Annotated in this window: 14 protein-coding genes; 4 read left to right on the top strand and 10 right to left on the bottom strand. The window is 42.3% G+C overall.

Translation table 11 applies throughout. The features are described 5' to 3' along the window. The first annotated feature begins 12 nt into the window (after nt 1–12). The 3 genes from RI557_RS07395 to lepA all read left to right on the top strand — a co-directional run bounded on the left by RI557_RS07395 (nt 13) and on the right by lepA (nt 5,187). Nucleotides 13–2,718, top strand: a complete 2,706-nt coding sequence (locus tag RI557_RS07395) for a gliding motility-associated C-terminal domain-containing protein (RefSeq protein ID WP_310668168.1) — start codon at nt 13–15, stop codon at nt 2,716–2,718. 6 nt (nt 2,719–2,724) lie between these two features. Further along, nucleotides 2,725–3,327 carry a riboflavin synthase gene (locus RI557_RS07390; RefSeq protein WP_310683026.1) on the top strand — a complete coding sequence of 201 codons (603 nt, stop codon included), beginning with the start codon at nt 2,725–2,727 and terminating at the stop codon, nt 3,325–3,327. A gap of 69 nt (nt 3,328–3,396) precedes the next feature. Continuing rightward, a complete protein-coding gene (gene lepA, locus RI557_RS07385) occupies nt 3,397–5,187 on the top strand; it encodes a translation elongation factor 4 (protein ID WP_310683045.1) in 1,791 nt (596 codons plus the stop codon). A gap of 546 nt (nt 5,188–5,733) precedes the next feature. On the opposite strand, the gene atpG is transcribed toward lepA, so the two are convergent. From atpG to RI557_RS07335, 10 genes are all read right to left on the bottom strand, one after another. Then, nucleotides 5,734–6,612 (bottom strand): ATP synthase F1 subunit gamma, encoded by an 879-nt coding sequence (gene atpG, locus RI557_RS07380; protein ID WP_310668170.1) that lies wholly within the window; start codon nt 6,610–6,612, stop codon nt 5,734–5,736. Between the two features lie 50 nt (nt 6,613–6,662). Continuing rightward, on the bottom strand, nt 6,663–8,237 hold the full coding sequence (gene atpA / locus RI557_RS07375) for a F0F1 ATP synthase subunit alpha (RefSeq protein WP_310668171.1): 1,575 nt from the start codon (nt 8,235–8,237) through the stop codon (nt 6,663–6,665). Nucleotides 8,238–8,264: 27 nt separating this feature from the next. Continuing rightward, nucleotides 8,265–8,822, bottom strand: a complete 558-nt coding sequence (gene atpH / locus RI557_RS07370; protein WP_310683024.1) for an ATP synthase F1 subunit delta — start codon at nt 8,820–8,822, stop codon at nt 8,265–8,267. A gap of 9 nt (nt 8,823–8,831) precedes the next feature. Next, nucleotides 8,832–9,326 (bottom strand): F0F1 ATP synthase subunit B, encoded by a 495-nt coding sequence (locus RI557_RS07365; RefSeq protein ID WP_310668173.1) that lies wholly within the window; start codon nt 9,324–9,326, stop codon nt 8,832–8,834. A gap of 87 nt (nt 9,327–9,413) precedes the next feature. Next, a complete protein-coding gene (gene atpE / locus RI557_RS07360) occupies nt 9,414–9,629 on the bottom strand; it encodes an ATP synthase F0 subunit C (RefSeq protein WP_151169169.1) in 216 nt (71 codons plus the stop codon). Nucleotides 9,630–9,665: 36 nt separating this feature from the next. After that, nucleotides 9,666–10,751 carry a F0F1 ATP synthase subunit A gene (gene atpB, locus RI557_RS07355; RefSeq protein ID WP_409079686.1) on the bottom strand — a complete coding sequence of 362 codons (1,086 nt, stop codon included), beginning with the start codon at nt 10,749–10,751 and terminating at the stop codon, nt 9,666–9,668. 102 nt (nt 10,752–10,853) lie between these two features. Beyond that, on the bottom strand, nt 10,854–11,243 hold the full coding sequence (locus RI557_RS07350) for a hypothetical protein (RefSeq protein WP_310668175.1): 390 nt from the start codon (nt 11,241–11,243) through the stop codon (nt 10,854–10,856). Next, nucleotides 11,240–11,461 (bottom strand): AtpZ/AtpI family protein, encoded by a 222-nt coding sequence (locus RI557_RS07345; protein WP_310668176.1) that lies wholly within the window; start codon nt 11,459–11,461, stop codon nt 11,240–11,242. The genes RI557_RS07350 and RI557_RS07345 overlap by 4 nt, the downstream gene beginning before the upstream one ends. Next, on the bottom strand, nt 11,421–11,846 hold the full coding sequence (locus RI557_RS07340; RefSeq protein ID WP_310668177.1) for a polymer-forming cytoskeletal protein: 426 nt from the start codon (nt 11,844–11,846) through the stop codon (nt 11,421–11,423). The genes RI557_RS07345 and RI557_RS07340 overlap by 41 nt, the downstream gene beginning before the upstream one ends. Nucleotides 11,847–11,957: 111 nt before the next feature. After that, nucleotides 11,958–14,624: a hypothetical protein gene (locus RI557_RS07335; protein WP_310683017.1), complete on the bottom strand. Its 2,667-nt coding sequence runs from the start codon at nt 14,622–14,624 to the stop codon at nt 11,958–11,960. 137 nt (nt 14,625–14,761) lie between these two features. Between RI557_RS07335 and RI557_RS07330 the strand changes: the two genes are divergently transcribed. Next, the gene (locus RI557_RS07330; RefSeq protein WP_310683015.1) at nt 14,762–15,637 is read left to right on the top strand and encodes a M23 family metallopeptidase; all 876 of its coding nucleotides are present in this window, start codon (nt 14,762–14,764) and stop codon (nt 15,635–15,637) included. Nucleotides 15,638–15,652 lie beyond the last annotated feature (15 nt).

Here is a 15,652-nt window from a genome sequence, read left to right as displayed (position 1 = left end):
TACTATATTTTTATGTTGAAAAAGTTTTACCTCTTATTCTCGATTCTGTTTATGTCAGTTTCTTCTGCATGGGCGACTCACAACCGTGCCGGAGAAATCACATATCGCCATATAAGTGGGTTTACCTATGAAATTACGGTAACGACTTACACTAAAGAATCCTCTCGCCCTGCAGATAGATGTGCTTTAGATGTCTATTTTGGTGACGGAACCATGGAAACGGTTTCTCGGGTCAATGGACAATTTGACCAACAGCGAAATTGCTACATGGGCGTTTCACTTGGTGATGATATAAAAATGAATAAGTACACTATCCAGCACACCTATCCTTCAGTTGGGCAGTACGAAATCACAATGGTGGACCCTAACCGAAATGAGGGAATCGAAAACATAGACAACTCTGTTCTCCAGCAATTTGCACTTAAAAGTGAGCTTTTTATTTATGCGAGCGGAGTACCAAACTCCTCCCCTGTTCTGACCAACCCACCGGTTGACGATGCGTGCTTAAGAGAAATTTACGAACACAATCCAGGAGCAGTAGATGCTGACATCAGCAATAGCGGCACAAGTGATAGCCTGGTTTATTCATTGGCTGTGAGTTTGGGGGATAGTGCTCAGCCTCTTCCAAACTTTGTTTTCCCGGATGAAATCAATCCAGGTCCCAATAATAATATTACAGTAGATCCAGAAACAGGAACTATTCAATGGGTTGTTCCTCAGCGCAGTGGTGAATACAATGTGGCTATTTTAATTGAAGAGTACCGCGAGGTAAATGGTAAAATGAGAAAAGTGGGTAGCGTTTTACGTGATATTCAGATCACAGTTTTAGACTGCTTAAATGACCCGCCTGTCATTACGAATACTGACGATACTTGTGTAATTGCCGGCTCTGTGCTGAACAGAACTGTTTTTGCAAGTGACCCAAATACCGGCCATGAAGTAACGATTACTGCAACAGGAGATCCATTTTTGGTACAGGGCAATAAAGCGAGTTTTAGTCCGCCTGCTCCTTCCCCTTCAACGAGCGGAAGCTTTAGATGGAACACACAATGTCAACATATTAGAAAGAAAGATTACGATGTCGTATTCAGAGCCGTTGACGACAATCCATTCAACCCAACTCATATTTCACTGGCTAATTACGAAACGTGGAGTATCAGCGTAATTGGTCCCCCACCTAACAATGAACAGGCCGAGCCAATGGGTAATGGAATTCAGCTCGGTTGGGATTACAACTCCTGCAACAATGCTGTTGGTTACAAAATTTACCGAAATGTAGATAGCCTCGGCTACACTCCCTCGTCTTGCGAAACTGGTGTACCAGCATCACTCGGCTACCAGGAAATTGCTGATATTGACGACCCATCAATCACGAATTATTTTGATGACGACAATGGTAACGGACTCAAAAACGGTATTCGATACTGTTATTTAGTGTACGCTTATTTTGAAGACGGATCTGAAAGTATTGTTTCAAATGAATTTTGTTCTCAACTCAAGCGTGAGGTCCCTATTATCACAAGAGTTAGCGTGAATAATACGGATAACCAAAACGGATCTGACACAGTGATGTGGTCAACTCCTACAGAGCTCGATACCACTCAATATACTGGCCCATACAATTACAAGGTTTTTAGAAGTACATTGATCAACGATTTTAGCGAGATTTATACAACTACAACCGAAAACAGCTTGAGTGATCTCGACACTACTTTTGTTGATTCAAACCTCAACACCCGCGATAACCAACACACTTACAGAATTGACATTTACAGTAATGGCCAGCGAGTTGGTAGCTCATCTATAGCTTCTTCGATATTCCTCGAAGGAACTGGACAAGACAACAAAGTGATCCTTTCATTTGATGAGCGTGTACCGTGGATCAACAATCAATATGTGTTTTATCGCTACAATGAAAATTCGGGCTTATACGACACGCTAGACACAACATCAGTCCCAACTTATACTGACACGGGGCTGGCTAACGGGAGCGAATACTGCTACAGGGTTCTGACCATTGGTGAGTATTCAATTGACAATATTTTGTCACCACTGAAAAACTTTTCTCAACAAGCCTGCATCATCCCTGAAGATAATCAACCGCCTTGCCCACCCGGTGATGCAATGATCGACAGTGATTGTGAGCTTTTCACCAACATTGTGGAATGGGAAAGCCCAAACAACCTCTGTGATACAGTTGATGATGTGGTTAGCTACAATGTTTATTTCAAGCCATTTAGAAATGAAGGTGACTTTCAGATCCTGGAAAATGTCCCCGGTCCTGAAAATACATCCGTTCGTTTTGACAATCTTGAAAGTGTTGCAGGTTGCTATGCCATCACAGCAATCGACTCATTTGGGAATGAAAGCCCGATGACAGATTCGGTTTGTGTGGACAACTGCCCTGAATATCGACTTCCAAATGTTTTCACACCAGGCGGTGACGGTTCAAATGATTATCTTGTTCCGTTTCCTTACCGTTACGTAGAACGCGTGGATATGGAAATCTTCAATCGCTGGGGCGAGAAAGTATTTGAAACAAACAATCCCAATATTCGCTGGGATGGAACTAATAAAATGCAAGGTGGAGATTGTCCTCCCGGAGTTTACTATTACACCTGCACAGTTTATGAAATAAGATTATCGGGCATTGAGCCGCGATTAATCAAAGGTCACGTAACTTTGCTCCGTCAGGAACAAACATATCCAACGGATTAATACAACATGTTTACAGGAATTATTGAAGAGCTCGGTAAAGTAACCGGGCTGGAGCGCGAAGGAGAAAATTTACACATTACCATTGAAGCCAAAATGACGCCTGAGCTCAAGATTGATCAGAGTATAGCACACAATGGCGTTTGCCTCACTGTGGTTCATCTCGATAATGGTCAGAACCGCTACACCGTAACGGCAATAAAAGAAACGCTTGATCGATCCAACATAGGGTTATTTAAAGAGGGCGACCTCGTCAATCTGGAACGGTGCATGCAAATGAATGGCCGTCTTGATGGCCACATTGTGCAGGGTCACGTGGATCATACAGCAACTGTCACCGATATCAAAGAAGTTGACGGAAGTTGGGAGTTTCATTTTCAATACGAACCAAAAGACAACTTAATTACGGTTGAAAAAGGTTCCATTACCATTAATGGAACCAGTCTCACAGTAGTCAAATCTGAAAAGGGAGCTTTTTCAGTGGCTATTATTCCTTACACGTATGAGCACACCAACTTTAAGAACTTTGAAAAAGGCACTGTTGTCAACCTCGAATTTGACATAATAGGCAAATACGTTGCTTCTTATTTAGAGCAGTCGCAAAATTCCTGACACACATATTACAGAAATTATACAAGCTCCTGTTTTCAACCTATCTTTGCGGGAATTATGAAGAGTGATATGAAGAACATCCGCAATTTTTGCATCATCGCACACATCGATCACGGTAAAAGTACACTTGCCGATCGCCTCTTACAGGAAACCAAAACGGTTACAGAACGCGAGATGCAGGAACAGCTCCTCGATGATATGGACCTCGAACGCGAACGCGGGATTACGATTAAGTCGCACGCTATCCAAATGAACTACGACTTCAATGGCGAAACCTATAAGCTCAACCTTATCGATACGCCTGGTCACGTTGATTTTTCTTACGAGGTTTCCCGCTCTATTGCAGCTTGTGAAGGAGCACTCCTTATTGTGGATGCCACGCAGGGAATACAGGCCCAAACAATTTCAAACCTCTATCTCGCTCTCGAACACGACCTGGAGATTATTCCGGTTCTGAACAAGATGGACTTACCGAGCGCCATGCCCGAGGAAGTTGCCGATCAAATTGTGGATCTCATCGGGTGCGAATACGAAGATATTCTCAAAGCCAGTGGAAAAACCGGTGAAGGTGTACTCGATGTGCTCAACGCAATCATTGAACGCGTTCCTGCTCCTGTAGGTGATCCGTCAGAACCATTACAGGCAATGATCTTCGACTCGGTATTTAACCCGTACCGCGGAATAGAAGCGTATTTCAGAGTTTACAACGGTGAACTCAAAAAAGGAGATAAGGTCAAGTTCGTCAATACAGGTAAGCAATACGATGCTGATGAAATAGGCGTGCTAAAACTCAAGCCCGAGGCAAAAGATAAAATATCAGCCGGGGATGTAGGATATATCATTTCCGGTATCAAAGTTGCCAAGGAAGTGAAAGTGGGTGATACGATCACCCACGTAGATCGCCCCACTGATAAAATCGTAAAAGGATTCGAGGATGTGAAGCCGATGGTATTTGCCGGATTATACCCGGTAAATACTGATGAGTACGAAGAACTGCGCGAGTCGCTGGAAAAGCTTCAACTCAACGATGCTTCACTGACATTTGAACCTGAATCTTCAGCAGCGCTGGGCTTTGGTTTCAGATGCGGATTCCTGGGAATGTTACACATGGAAATCATTCAGGAACGACTGGAGCGCGAATTCGACATGACGGTGATCACAACCGTTCCAAACGTGTCGTACATGGCTCACCTCAAAAGTAGTGAAGAGCAAACCATTACTAACCCATCAGACTTTCCCGATCCTGCGGATATCGATTACATCGAAGAACCATTTATCTCGGCTCAGATCATTACGAAAGCTGATTTTGTAGGCCAGGTGATGAACCTCTGTATTGAGAAACGCGGCATCATGAAAAACCAGACGTATCTCACACAGGATCGCGTTGAGATCATTTTTGAACTACCGCTTGCCGAGATTGTATTTGACTTCTATGACAGGCTTAAAACAGTTTCTAAGGGTTACGCTTCATTCGACTACTACCCGATAGGTTTGCACGCGTCAAACCTCGTAAAGCTCGACATCCTTCTCAATGGAGACCAGGTAGATGCACTCAGTGCACTCATCCACAAAGACAACGCATTCACGCTCGGAAAAAAGATTTGTGCAAAGTTGCGTGAATTGATTCCGCGCCAGCAATTTGAAATCGCAATTCAGGCTGCTGTGGGTAGCAAAATTATTGCGAGAGAAACGGTCAGAGCACTGCGAAAAGACGTTACCGCTAAATGTTACGGTGGTGATATTTCAAGGAAACGTAAGCTCCTTGAAAAGCAGAAAAAAGGGAAAAAGAAAATGCGCCAGGTAGGTAATGTAGAAGTTCCGCAAAGTGCATTTATGGCGGTGCTGCAACTGGATAATTAGTGAGTAAAAAAAGTGCCGGTTTATTTTTCTTTTTTAACATTAAGAAATGAAGAGTCATTAGCCGATTTTATCCCTGTAGCGTAAAATGTTTAGTTTGGTGTTTGTAGGTTGGGAGGCTTGAGGCCAAGGTTAAGGCTGAGGTTAAGTACAGTCCACTTCTTCATCTGTGTGAATCTGCTAAATCTGCGACATCTGTGTTCAACCCCAAGATGGAACGCTGATATCATTTATTATTCTGATTTTCGCTGTTTCATTTAAGAATACTTACAATCTATGGATTTGGAAGCTTGAAGCTGAGACGAAAAAATTGTTAGTGGTAGTTTTTAAATGGTTGAAAGCTTAGGATACAACAGGTTTTAAGCTAAAAGAGAAAACGTATCTTATTCATTCATGATGTCCTGTAAATGAATCTTAACCACTTAATGGTTTATTTTTATTCAATAGCTTAACATTAAGCTATTCATATCCAACCTTAGTTTAGTTAGATATTAAAAAAGCCCAATCCTTTCGGAATGGGCTTTATTGTATAAAATCGTTTTTGAAAGATTAGTCTGCTGCGAGTGCTTCGGCACCGGAGGTAATCTCCAAAATTTCTTTTGTAATAGCTGCCTGGCGAGCTTTGTTGTAAGTGAGTTTTAGCTCCTTCAACAAGTCTGTCGCATTTTCAGTCGCCTGGTGCATTGCAGTCATTCGAGCACCGTGCTCTGATGCGTTCGAGTCCAAAATCGCCTTAAAAAGCTGAGTTTTGAGCGACTTGGGGATCATTTCATCAAGAATATCCTTCTTGTTTGGTTCAAAGATGTATTCTGATGAAGAATCATCTGTCTCAGGAGTAACTACTGGTAAAAACTGTTCGATTGTCGATACTTGAGTAGCGGCATTCTTAAACTGGTTATACCCGATGTAAACCTTATCGTACTCACCGTTGAGAAAAGCGTCCATGATCTTTTCAGCAAGTTCTGAAACAACACCAAATTCGATATTGTCAAAGATGTCATTTGATTCCTGAGGAACAGAACCCCCTTCTTCGAGAAGCAGTTGTTGCTTTCTGAAGAAATCCTGAGCTTTTTTACCTACTGCCACAACATCAACATGAACATCACTTAGTTCACTTTTGATGAACTTGTCGATCTTCTTGTTGATTTGAGCATTGAAAGAACCACAAAGTCCGCGGTTTGATGTTACACCAACAATCAAAACCTTTTTCACTTCGCGTTCTTCAGCGTAAGCATTCTCCGATACGTCAAGGCTGGCACTTACATTACCCAAAATTTCACTGAGTTTTTCAGCGTAAGGACGCATTTGCGTAATAGCATCCTGAGCTCTTTTGAGCTTGGCAGCCGCCACCATTTTCATAGCAGAAGTAATCTGCTTGGTGGAGTTTACCGAAGTGATCCTGTTACGAACCTCTTTTAAATTAGGCATCTAATATCATTTTAAAGACTATCATTTAAAGCAATAGCCTCATCATTCAATTAATACTTTGCTGCAATATCAGCACAAACTTTCTCGATAGTCCCAACAGCCTCGTCAGTCAATTTACCAGACTTGAGATCGCTGAGTGCATCCTTATGTTGGTTACGCATAAGTGCGAGGAATTCACCTTCAAACTCACGTACTTTATCTACCGGTACTTTTTGAAGGAGACCTTTAGTACCACAATACATAATTGCAACTTGCTCTTCAACAGGTAGTGGAGAGTTTTGGGGTTGTTTCAACAACTCAACGTTTCTCGCACCTTTATCGAGTACAGCCTTAGTAGCTGCGTCAAGGTCAGATCCAAATTTAGCAAATGCCTCGAGTTCACGATACTGAGCCTGATCGAGCTTCAATGTACCAGCAACCTTCTTCATCGACTTAATTTGAGCCGATCCACCAACACGAGATACCGAGATACCCACGTTAATCGCTGGACGAACACCTGAATTAAACAGGTTAGATTCGAGGAAGATTTGCCCGTCAGTAATCGAAATTACGTTTGTTGGAATATATGCAGAAACGTCACCGGCCTGCGTTTCAATAATTGGAAGTGCAGTCAATGAACCGCCACCTTTTACTTTGTCTTTTAGAACATCAGGAAGGTCGTTCATTTGAGAAGCGATTTCATCATTGTCGATGACTTTTGCTGAACGCTCTAGCAAACGAGAGTGAAGGTAGAATACATCACCGGGGAATGCCTCACGTCCCGGAGGTCTTCTCAACAGAAGTGATACCTCACGGTAAGCAACAGCTTGTTTTGAAAGGTCATCGTAAACGATCAATGCAGGACGACCTGTATCTCTGAAATACTCACCGATTGCCGCTCCGGCAAATGGAGCGTAAACCTGCATTGGAGCAGGGTCAGATGCGTTGGCTGCAACAACTACTGTGTAGTCCATTGCTCCGGCTTCTTCGAGCGTATTTACAATTTGTGCTACAGTTGATGCTTTTTGACCAATAGCAACGTAAATACAGAAAACAGGCTCTCCTCTGTCGTAAAATTCTTTTTGGTTGATGATGGTATCAATCGTAACAGTTGTTTTACCTGTTTGACGGTCACCAATAACTAACTCACGCTGACCACGACCTACCGGGATCATCGCATCAATTGACTTGATACCCGTTTGCATTGGCTCATCAACAGGCTGACGATAGATAACACCCGGTGCTTTACGCTCGAGTGGCATTTCGTAAGTTTCACCTTTGATTGGGCCTTTACCATCAATCGGTTCACCGAGTGTGTTTACAACACGCCCCACAATGCCTTCTCCGGTTCTGACCGAAGCGATTTGCTTTGTGCGTTTTACTGTGTCGCCTTCGTTGATATCGTTTGAAGAATCGAGCAAAACAGCACCCACGTTGTCCTCTTCGAGGTTGAGTGCAATTCCTTTTTTACCTCCTTCAAATTCAATCAACTCACCAGATTGAACGTTTGTTAAACCGTAGATTCGGGCGATACCGTCACCTACTTGTAATATCGTTCCTACTTCTTCGAGTTCAGCATCGCTTTTGAAACCGGAAAGCTGTTCCCTTAATATTGCTGAAACTTCTGCTGGATTTAGATCTGCCATCGTAATGAACTTTAGTATTTCAGGCCCTTAAATGCGGGCGATATATTCTTTGTTTGAAAATGCCTGTTTAATATCTTTTAATTGAGCGCTAACGCTTGCGTCAAACTGTAAATTGTTAGTATTAAGGACGAAACCACCGATAATCTCAGGGTCAACTGTTTCCTCAATCACAATTTCTCTCCAGTTCTCGGCCTTGATGGCGCTCTTAATCTTCTTGCGCATATCATCACTCAGCTCAGCGGCACTTGTCACCTGAACTGTAAGAATACGCTTGTATATTTTGTATCGTTGTTTGAAATCCTCAAAAACTTCTGCGATAATATCGGCACGTTTGTTTCGAGCAAGCAATGTGATAAATCCCATGGTCAGATCCGAAACTTCGTCCTTGAGTATGATGCGCAATACTTCGTCTTTTTTGTCATCATTCACAACCTGGCTTACCATGAGTGTAGAAAGATCTCTTGACTCTGATAAAAGTGCAGTGATCTTATTGACATCTTCGAGCACTTTATCGAGCTGATCTTTCTCTACTGCAAACTCGAGTAGAGCCTTGGAATAACGTGATGCTGCTTTTGTAATTTTCATTATCAACTATCAGTTCAGGTTGATATTTTCAATATATTTCTCAACGAGTTTCTCCTGCCCGCCATCTTCAGCGAGTTTATCTTTGAGGATACGTTCAGCAACCTCAACAGAAAGGGTCGCTACCTGGTTTTTGATATCGGCCAATGCAGCTTTTTTATCTGTTTCAATTGATTCACGAGCGTTGCTTATGAGCTTATTCCCTTCTTCACGGGCTTGCTCTTTGGCTTCGCTTATCATTTTGTCTTTTGTGTCACGAGCTTCTTTCAGCATTTTGTCGCGTTCTTCACGAGCTTCCTGAAGGAGTTCCTCGTTCTTAGCATTGAGAGCTGCCATTTCCTTTTTGGCTTCTTCAGCAGAGTTCAATGCATTTTCAATAGACTCGTCACGCTCTTTAACCATGTTCAGGATCGGCTTCCATGCAAACTTTTTCAAAAGAAAAAGCAAGATGAGAAACGTGAGCGTTGTCCAAAAGATTAATCCTATATCCGGTGTAACTAAATTCATGGTAAATTACTGTTTCGTAAGAAAAAGTAGAGGTTGCAACCAATCGTTGACATCCTCTACTTTTAAATGTTTGTTGCTTTTTGGTTTTTAGCCAAGAGTTCCCAACAATGAAACCACAACGGCAAAGAGAGCCACACCCTCAACAAGCGCTGCAGCAATAATCATTGCTGTTTGAATTTTTCCGGCCATTTCTGGTTGGCGAGCAATCGCTTCCATAGCCTGTCCACCGATTTTTCCAATACCTAAACCGGCTCCAATAACTGCCAATCCAGCACCAATAGCTGCAATTCCTGTAATAGTCATAATTTACAATTTATAGTTTAACAAATAAATCCACAATTAATGGTGTTCCTCTACAGCTCCACCTATAAACATCGCAGAGAGCAATGTGAAGATGTAAGCCTGTAAAGCAGCTACAAGTAGCTCCAACACATTCATAAACAATCCAAAGCCTATCGAGATAGGCGAAATAAATACTGATTCAAAAACAAAGATCAATGAAACCAGTGACAATATGATAATGTGCCCTGCTGTGATGTTCGCAAACAAACGAACCATCAACGCGAAAGGCTTTGTAAATATTCCGATGAACTCAACGAGCGCCATAATCGGCAACACTGCTATAGGCACACCCGGTGTCGCAAAAATATGCTTCCAGTAATGCTTGTTTCCATTAACATTCGTCACGATGAATGTGAAAACAGACAGTGTAAGTGTGAAGGCGATATTTCCGGTTACGTTAGCTCCGCCCGGAAAAAACGGGATAAGACCCATTAAGTTGTTGATCCATATAAAGAAGAAAATGGTCAACAGGTAAGGCATGAATCTGTGGTATTTATCACCAATATTAGGCTTTGCAATGTCGTCTCTAACAAAAACCACGAGTGGCTCAAGGAAAGAAGCAAGGCCTCTGGGTGAACCGTTTGTCGATTTCCTGTAAGAACGTGCAGCTCCGCCAAATAAAACGAGCAACAACACGCCACTCAATAACATCATGAATACATTCTTGGTAATGGAAAGATCTAAAGGTTGTGCATTTGTAGGGTGATGTTCTTCATCAAAATCTAAACCGCCAGCTTCGTTGGCAACATAAATATCACTGTGGTGCATTATGTAGGTGACATCGCCTTTTGTTACGGGCTCTTCACCATGATGAAAAGCGCTTGACATGAACATATCTAAACCGCCATTGTGAAACAAGATAACGGGAAGCGGAATGCTGACAGCATGTTTTTCTCCGTTCTCATCTGTATAATCCCACAAGTGCCAACCATGAGAATCGGCAATGTGGTGCATGATTACATCTCCCGGATTGAATTCTTTTCCCTCATCCTGACTTGCCTGAGCCTGAATAGCTACGGTTGCAGACAAAAAAATAAGTACCAGCGACTTAAGTAAACCCTTGAAATATTGCATTTTGTACATTTATCCTGGTTGGACGTATCCCTCTCAAAAATTGCTGCAAATTTAGCTATAAAGTTTTACCCGCAAACCTTTTTCTAAAGGAAAAAATTTCGGGGTCTTTTTTCACGAAAACGACTGCTTATCGAGCAGCTTTTTGAGCAAAATAATTTCAATAATCATGTAAATGAAATAGAGCACCATAAAGTGGAGGAGAAAAGGAACGGTTGCATCGGTTTGATTCATGAACTCCTCTAATAAGAAAAGTGGGATGGCGATAATTTTCAACATTCCCAATCCCACGTATCCAAATCCAACTGACTTTGGTAGTCTCCTACTTAGGATGATGCAAATGTTGATCGTCAACACTGATATGAACCAGAGAAACAGGTGATCAGCAAATGATGGCGCTTTAAAGTTTGGATCTGACAGTGATAATTCAAACAAATCGCTGCCGAAATACAAAGCAGCTCCCAGAATGGTGAGCTTTATCGAAAAATTAAAATGTTGTTTCACTGTTTTAACAGGTCTTTCAGAACCAAATACAATCCGGCAAACACTCCGAATAATGAAAGTCCGACTGTAAACCAGGGTTCTGTATCTAGCCATTCATCGAGTTTGACTCCGCCATAAGCGCAAATTGCTATGGCAGCTCCCATTTGAATGGCGCTTCCTGAATACCTTATAAAGGAATCAAGCGGTTTTTTCTGATCGTTTTTGTTCTTTTTCGTCATTGCGTTTCATGTCTTTGACTTTTCCAGCAATCACGAATGTGCCTTCTAATTCGGCACCCGGCTCAACTCCAAGCTTGCCGTAAACGAGCTCTCCGCTAAATGATCCTGTAGCTTGAATAGAAACCATCTCTGAAACGGTAGCCTTTCCTTTAACACGGCCAGATATATTCGCCTTGTCGCATTTGATGTCGCCATCGATGTGGCCCGTGGTTCCGACCACTACTTTGCCTTTTGAAACGACAGTCCCTTCGAGTTTTCCGTCAATGCGAATATCACCTTCAGTGATAACATCTCCTTTAATGGAAGTTCCCTGTGCAATGTGATTTCTGGATCCCAGATCTCCTTCGTTCTTCCCTTTTGCCATTTCGTTCTTACTTTTAAACATTGAGCTGGTTATTTCGTGCAAATATAGTGATTCACAATACTCTTACACTGAGTTGGTTGAAAATCTAAATCAATTAAACTATTAATCAAACACAAAATTTTGTCGCGATTTCTACAAAAACTCAGTGTACTTATTATTGAAGAATTTTAAATATTCCTGTATGTCTTTGCGCTTGTAAAAAGTGGCGTAGTTGCTGTAGCTGATGACAAACCGGGGCAGCTCGGCCTGGTTGATCATGGCGAGTTTTATTTTGTCGTTACTGAATGTGCGGTAATAGGTCATGGCTTTTTCTCCGGACTCAAAATCTTTGACGCTTACCATTTGCGTATCGGGCTTGAGTTGAATAGGCTGTAGCTCCAGCTCGCTACTCTTGTAGTTTTGCCTGTTGAAATTCGATATTCCGATCCGAAGTGTGCGCGGATTTGCACTTCCGCCTGTAGGGAGGAAAACGACAAACAAATGACGCTCGCCCGGATTGTAGTTGTAGGTTGTGTTTTTCTTGGCTTTTTCCTGTTGCTCTTTTCTGGCTTCGGCAGCTTTTTCTTCCTGTTCGCGTTTTTCGACAGACTGAACAGCTGCAATCAACTCAGCTGCTTCCTTGCCAATTTCGGTGGAATCGTATTTGTTACTCAACGTTTGCAATTCGCTGATCATCGTTTTACGGCCCTTTTCCTTCCCTACTGCAAGTGCGTGAAGTAGCTCAAATTTGGGTCCATAATCTGTTTCGCTGTAAAGATCTATCCCTTTTTGGCTGCTTCGCATTGTTTGCAAATACAGTTCACGGTTGTAGTAACCGTAGGTTTTTTCGTAAAATTTCTTGGCTTCTTTTGTCAACTCGCTTTCACGCTCGAGGTAATATGGATCTTCAATTACCTTAGCGTAATCTGAGTCAGGAAACTGGTTGAGGATTTTTTGTTTGTACTCTTCAGATCGCGCACTGTTACCAACCGACTCGTGCATACGGTACAATCTAAAGTAAGAACCAACTATGTGCTTGTGATTAGGAAAACGACTGTTCAGTTTTTCGAGCGTCTCAATTGACTTGAGCTCATCCTCGAGTTTTTCTTTGTAGATGATTGCAAGCTCATAATATGCATCAATGATTTTATCATTTGCCGCTTCTTTCTTTTCTTCTGAGAATGGAAGATCCTTCAGGTAATATTCATATTGTTCCCAGTCATTTGAAGCTTTAACCGTGTCTCCTGAAGCGTTGACAAAAACTCCTGCAGAGTCGTTCTCGCTCTTACTTTCATCTTTAGCAAAATCTACCTGGACAGTGCTTTTATCTGATCGCCTCCAGTTGTCTTCGTTTTTACGCGAACCCCAGATTCGCTTAAACTCTGATGCTCCCAGGCCTTTGGCAGTGGGACTGTAGAAATACCACTTATTCCCGCCCATTCCCGGGGTTTTGGGGCCCTGGTTCATGGCCGTTTGGTTCTGACCGAAATCGTTTTGCGTATTGAACTCTTCTTCTTCGCGTTCTTTTTCTCTACGGGCTTCAATGATATCATCGAGCAGTGAAAGTCTTTCTTTCTCGGGCATGTTAGCCACTCTCAGCAAACTATCCTGTGTCTCGATTATATCGATTTGAGTAACGAGTTCATTCAGGTTGTTTGAAAGCTTGACTGTGGACTCGTACTCCGGGTGCTCTGAAGAGATAAAAGCCAACGTACTGTCGTAATAGCGCTGCGCGTTTTGGTACTCCAAATCGCCAAAATAAATCTTGGCGAGCTTCATGAAAGATTTGCCCTTTTGCTTGTTGTTGTTTTGGCTCACGCTTGCCGATTTCTTCAATAACTCAATTCCTTTTTCTTTATCGCCTTCCTTGAGTGCAACCTCAGCGAGAGCATAATAAATTTGATCGCGAAACTCGATGTATTTTTCATCAACCAGCATGTCATTGAGCTCGTCTTTCACAGATGACGCTCCATAACCGCCACTGTAAGACATTGCGCGTTCAATTCTCGCGTAAAAAACCTGACGGTAATCGCGGTTGTACTCAATTACTTCTTTGAATTTATCGCTTGCGTTTTGGTGTTCGCCTACCTTCTGATACAACTGACCGAGCAAAAATGTGAGCCGTGCTTTGCTGTCCTTATCCTTAGTCTTGGTTTTTGCATAACGCAGCTCGGGGATTGCGAGCAGGTAGTTCTTTTGCCTGATGTAGAGATCAGCATAAATAAGCCTCAACGTGATGAGTTGCTCCTCAGTAATCTTTGGTTTGCTCTCTGCAAGCCTCATGACCTTTTCTGCATCCTCGTAACGCTTTCGTTCGAGGTTGTTGCGGGCTAGCCAAAGCATAGCCGGGATCTGAGAGTCTTCGTCTTTGAATTTCTTTGAAACGTAGTCGAAAAAATTGTGCGCTTCAACGTATTCGCTTTTGTAGTAATTCGCTTTTCCCATCAGGAAATAGCAGTTGTCAATCCACTTCACATACTGCTTCCCACGCTTTTCAATCGAGTGATAATTGATGACTTTGGTGCATTTTTCAATCACCGTTTCCATATCACCGAGCATCGGTTGCCTGTTCTCCTCAACCGATCCTTTAAAAACAGGTAACAATTCATCGTAGTTATCTTCTGTTTCACGGAGATCAATTTCATCAAAACGCATGAGTTCTTTAGCGTTGAAATAGCCGTTGAATCGTGCGTTCACATTGTGAAAGGTGCGGTGTGCCCAACCCGTTTTTTCGGTAGAACAGTGCGAAAAAAACACACTTCCTGCCGTTACGGTCAGAACCACTACAATAAGACTCTGTATGCGTTGATTGATAGTCACCAAATTAGCTTGCTCTTGCTTGCGTTAACTCAAAAGAGCCAAAAATATTTTATTTCATTCACTAAACGAGCGTATTTCTAAATAATGTATCCTTATACTGTCTATATTTTTCGATATTTGCCTTTCGCAACGCAGTTATGAATCAGGATACAGAGGACGACAAACCCAAAAAAAAGGTTTACAAAAAACTAAAGAACAAGTACCGTCTTGTTATCCTCAATGACGACACATTTGAGGAACGGCTTTCATTCCGGCTCACTCCATTGAACGTATTTACTTACGTGGGGTTGTTGGTTATCATTCTCATTACTGCTGTTACTACAATTATTGCTTTTACACCATTGCGCGAATACATTCCAGGTTATTCTGATATCAAAACTAAACGCAACGCTGCCTATGCAGTTTTAAAAGCCGATTCTCTCCAGCAGGAATTGAATATGAGAGAGAGCTACATCAGCAACCTGCGTGTTATTTTATCAGGAGGCGTTCCGGTTGATTCGGCATCACAAGTTCAGGACACCAACATCAATGTAGAATCTATTGAAGACACGCGTACACCTGCCGATAGCAGTCTTCGACAAAATGTTGAAAAAGCGGAAAAGTACACGATCAACTCGGCTCTTAGTCCAAACAACACCGGTGGCGCTTACCTGTTTTTCACTCCGGTTAAAGGAACTGTCACATCATCATTCAATGCTGATGAAGAACACTTTGGCGTTGATGTGGCCACTAAAGACAACGAATCGATCAAGGCTGTTCTTGACGGAACAGTAATTTTCTCCGGCTGGACAACAGATGACGGTTACGTCTTGCAAATTCAACACCGCAACAACCTCGTTTCTGTTTACAAACACTGTTCTGTTTTACTCAAAAAATCGGGCGAATCTGTCAAAGCCGGAGACGCAATTGCCATTGTGGGCAACACAGGCGAAAATACGACCGGACCACACCTTCACTTTGAGTTGTGGGAAAATGGCAGCGCTCTGAATCCTGAATTGTACATCAACTTTTAGTATGGCGAAAATCAC

Origin of the sequence: Salibacter sp. (assembly GCF_031581065.1) — a bacterium.
In the GTDB taxonomy this organism is placed as follows: Bacteria; Bacteroidota; Bacteroidia; order Flavobacteriales_G; family Salibacteraceae; genus Salibacter.
This window is presented reverse-complemented; position numbering and strand designations above follow the sequence as displayed.

Bases quoted from the DNA above. Each gene is read 5' to 3' on its own strand.
- RI557_RS07345 (WP_310668176.1), bottom strand. From the start codon at position 11,461: ATGACGAAAAAGAACAAAAACGATCAGAAAAAACCGCTTGATTCCTTT.
- atpE (WP_151169169.1), bottom strand. From the start codon at position 9,629: ATGACTATTACAGGAATTGCAGCTATTGGTGCTGGATTGGCAGTTATT.
- RI557_RS07340 (WP_310668177.1), bottom strand. From the start codon at position 11,846: ATGTTTAAAAGTAAGAACGAAATGGCAAAAGGGAAGAACGAAGGAGAT.
- atpB (WP_409079686.1), bottom strand. From the start codon at position 10,751: ATGTACAAAATGCAATATTTCAAGGGTTTACTTAAGTCGCTGGTACTT.
- atpA (WP_310668171.1), bottom strand. From the start codon at position 8,237: ATGGCAGATCTAAATCCAGCAGAAGTTTCAGCAATATTAAGGGAACAG.
- atpG (WP_310668170.1), bottom strand. From the start codon at position 6,612: ATGCCTAATTTAAAAGAGGTTCGTAACAGGATCACTTCGGTAAACTCC.
- RI557_RS07365 (WP_310668173.1), bottom strand. From the start codon at position 9,326: ATGAATTTAGTTACACCGGATATAGGATTAATCTTTTGGACAACGCTC.
- RI557_RS07330 (WP_310683015.1), top strand. From the start codon at position 14,762: ATGAATCAGGATACAGAGGACGACAAACCCAAAAAAAAGGTTTACAAA.
- RI557_RS07390 (WP_310683026.1), top strand. From the start codon at position 2,725: ATGTTTACAGGAATTATTGAAGAGCTCGGTAAAGTAACCGGGCTGGAG.
- RI557_RS07395 (WP_310668168.1), top strand. From the start codon at position 13: ATGTTGAAAAAGTTTTACCTCTTATTCTCGATTCTGTTTATGTCAGTT.
- atpH (WP_310683024.1), bottom strand. From the start codon at position 8,822: ATGAAAATTACAAAAGCAGCATCACGTTATTCCAAGGCTCTACTCGAG.
- lepA (WP_310683045.1), top strand. From the start codon at position 3,397: ATGAAGAACATCCGCAATTTTTGCATCATCGCACACATCGATCACGGT.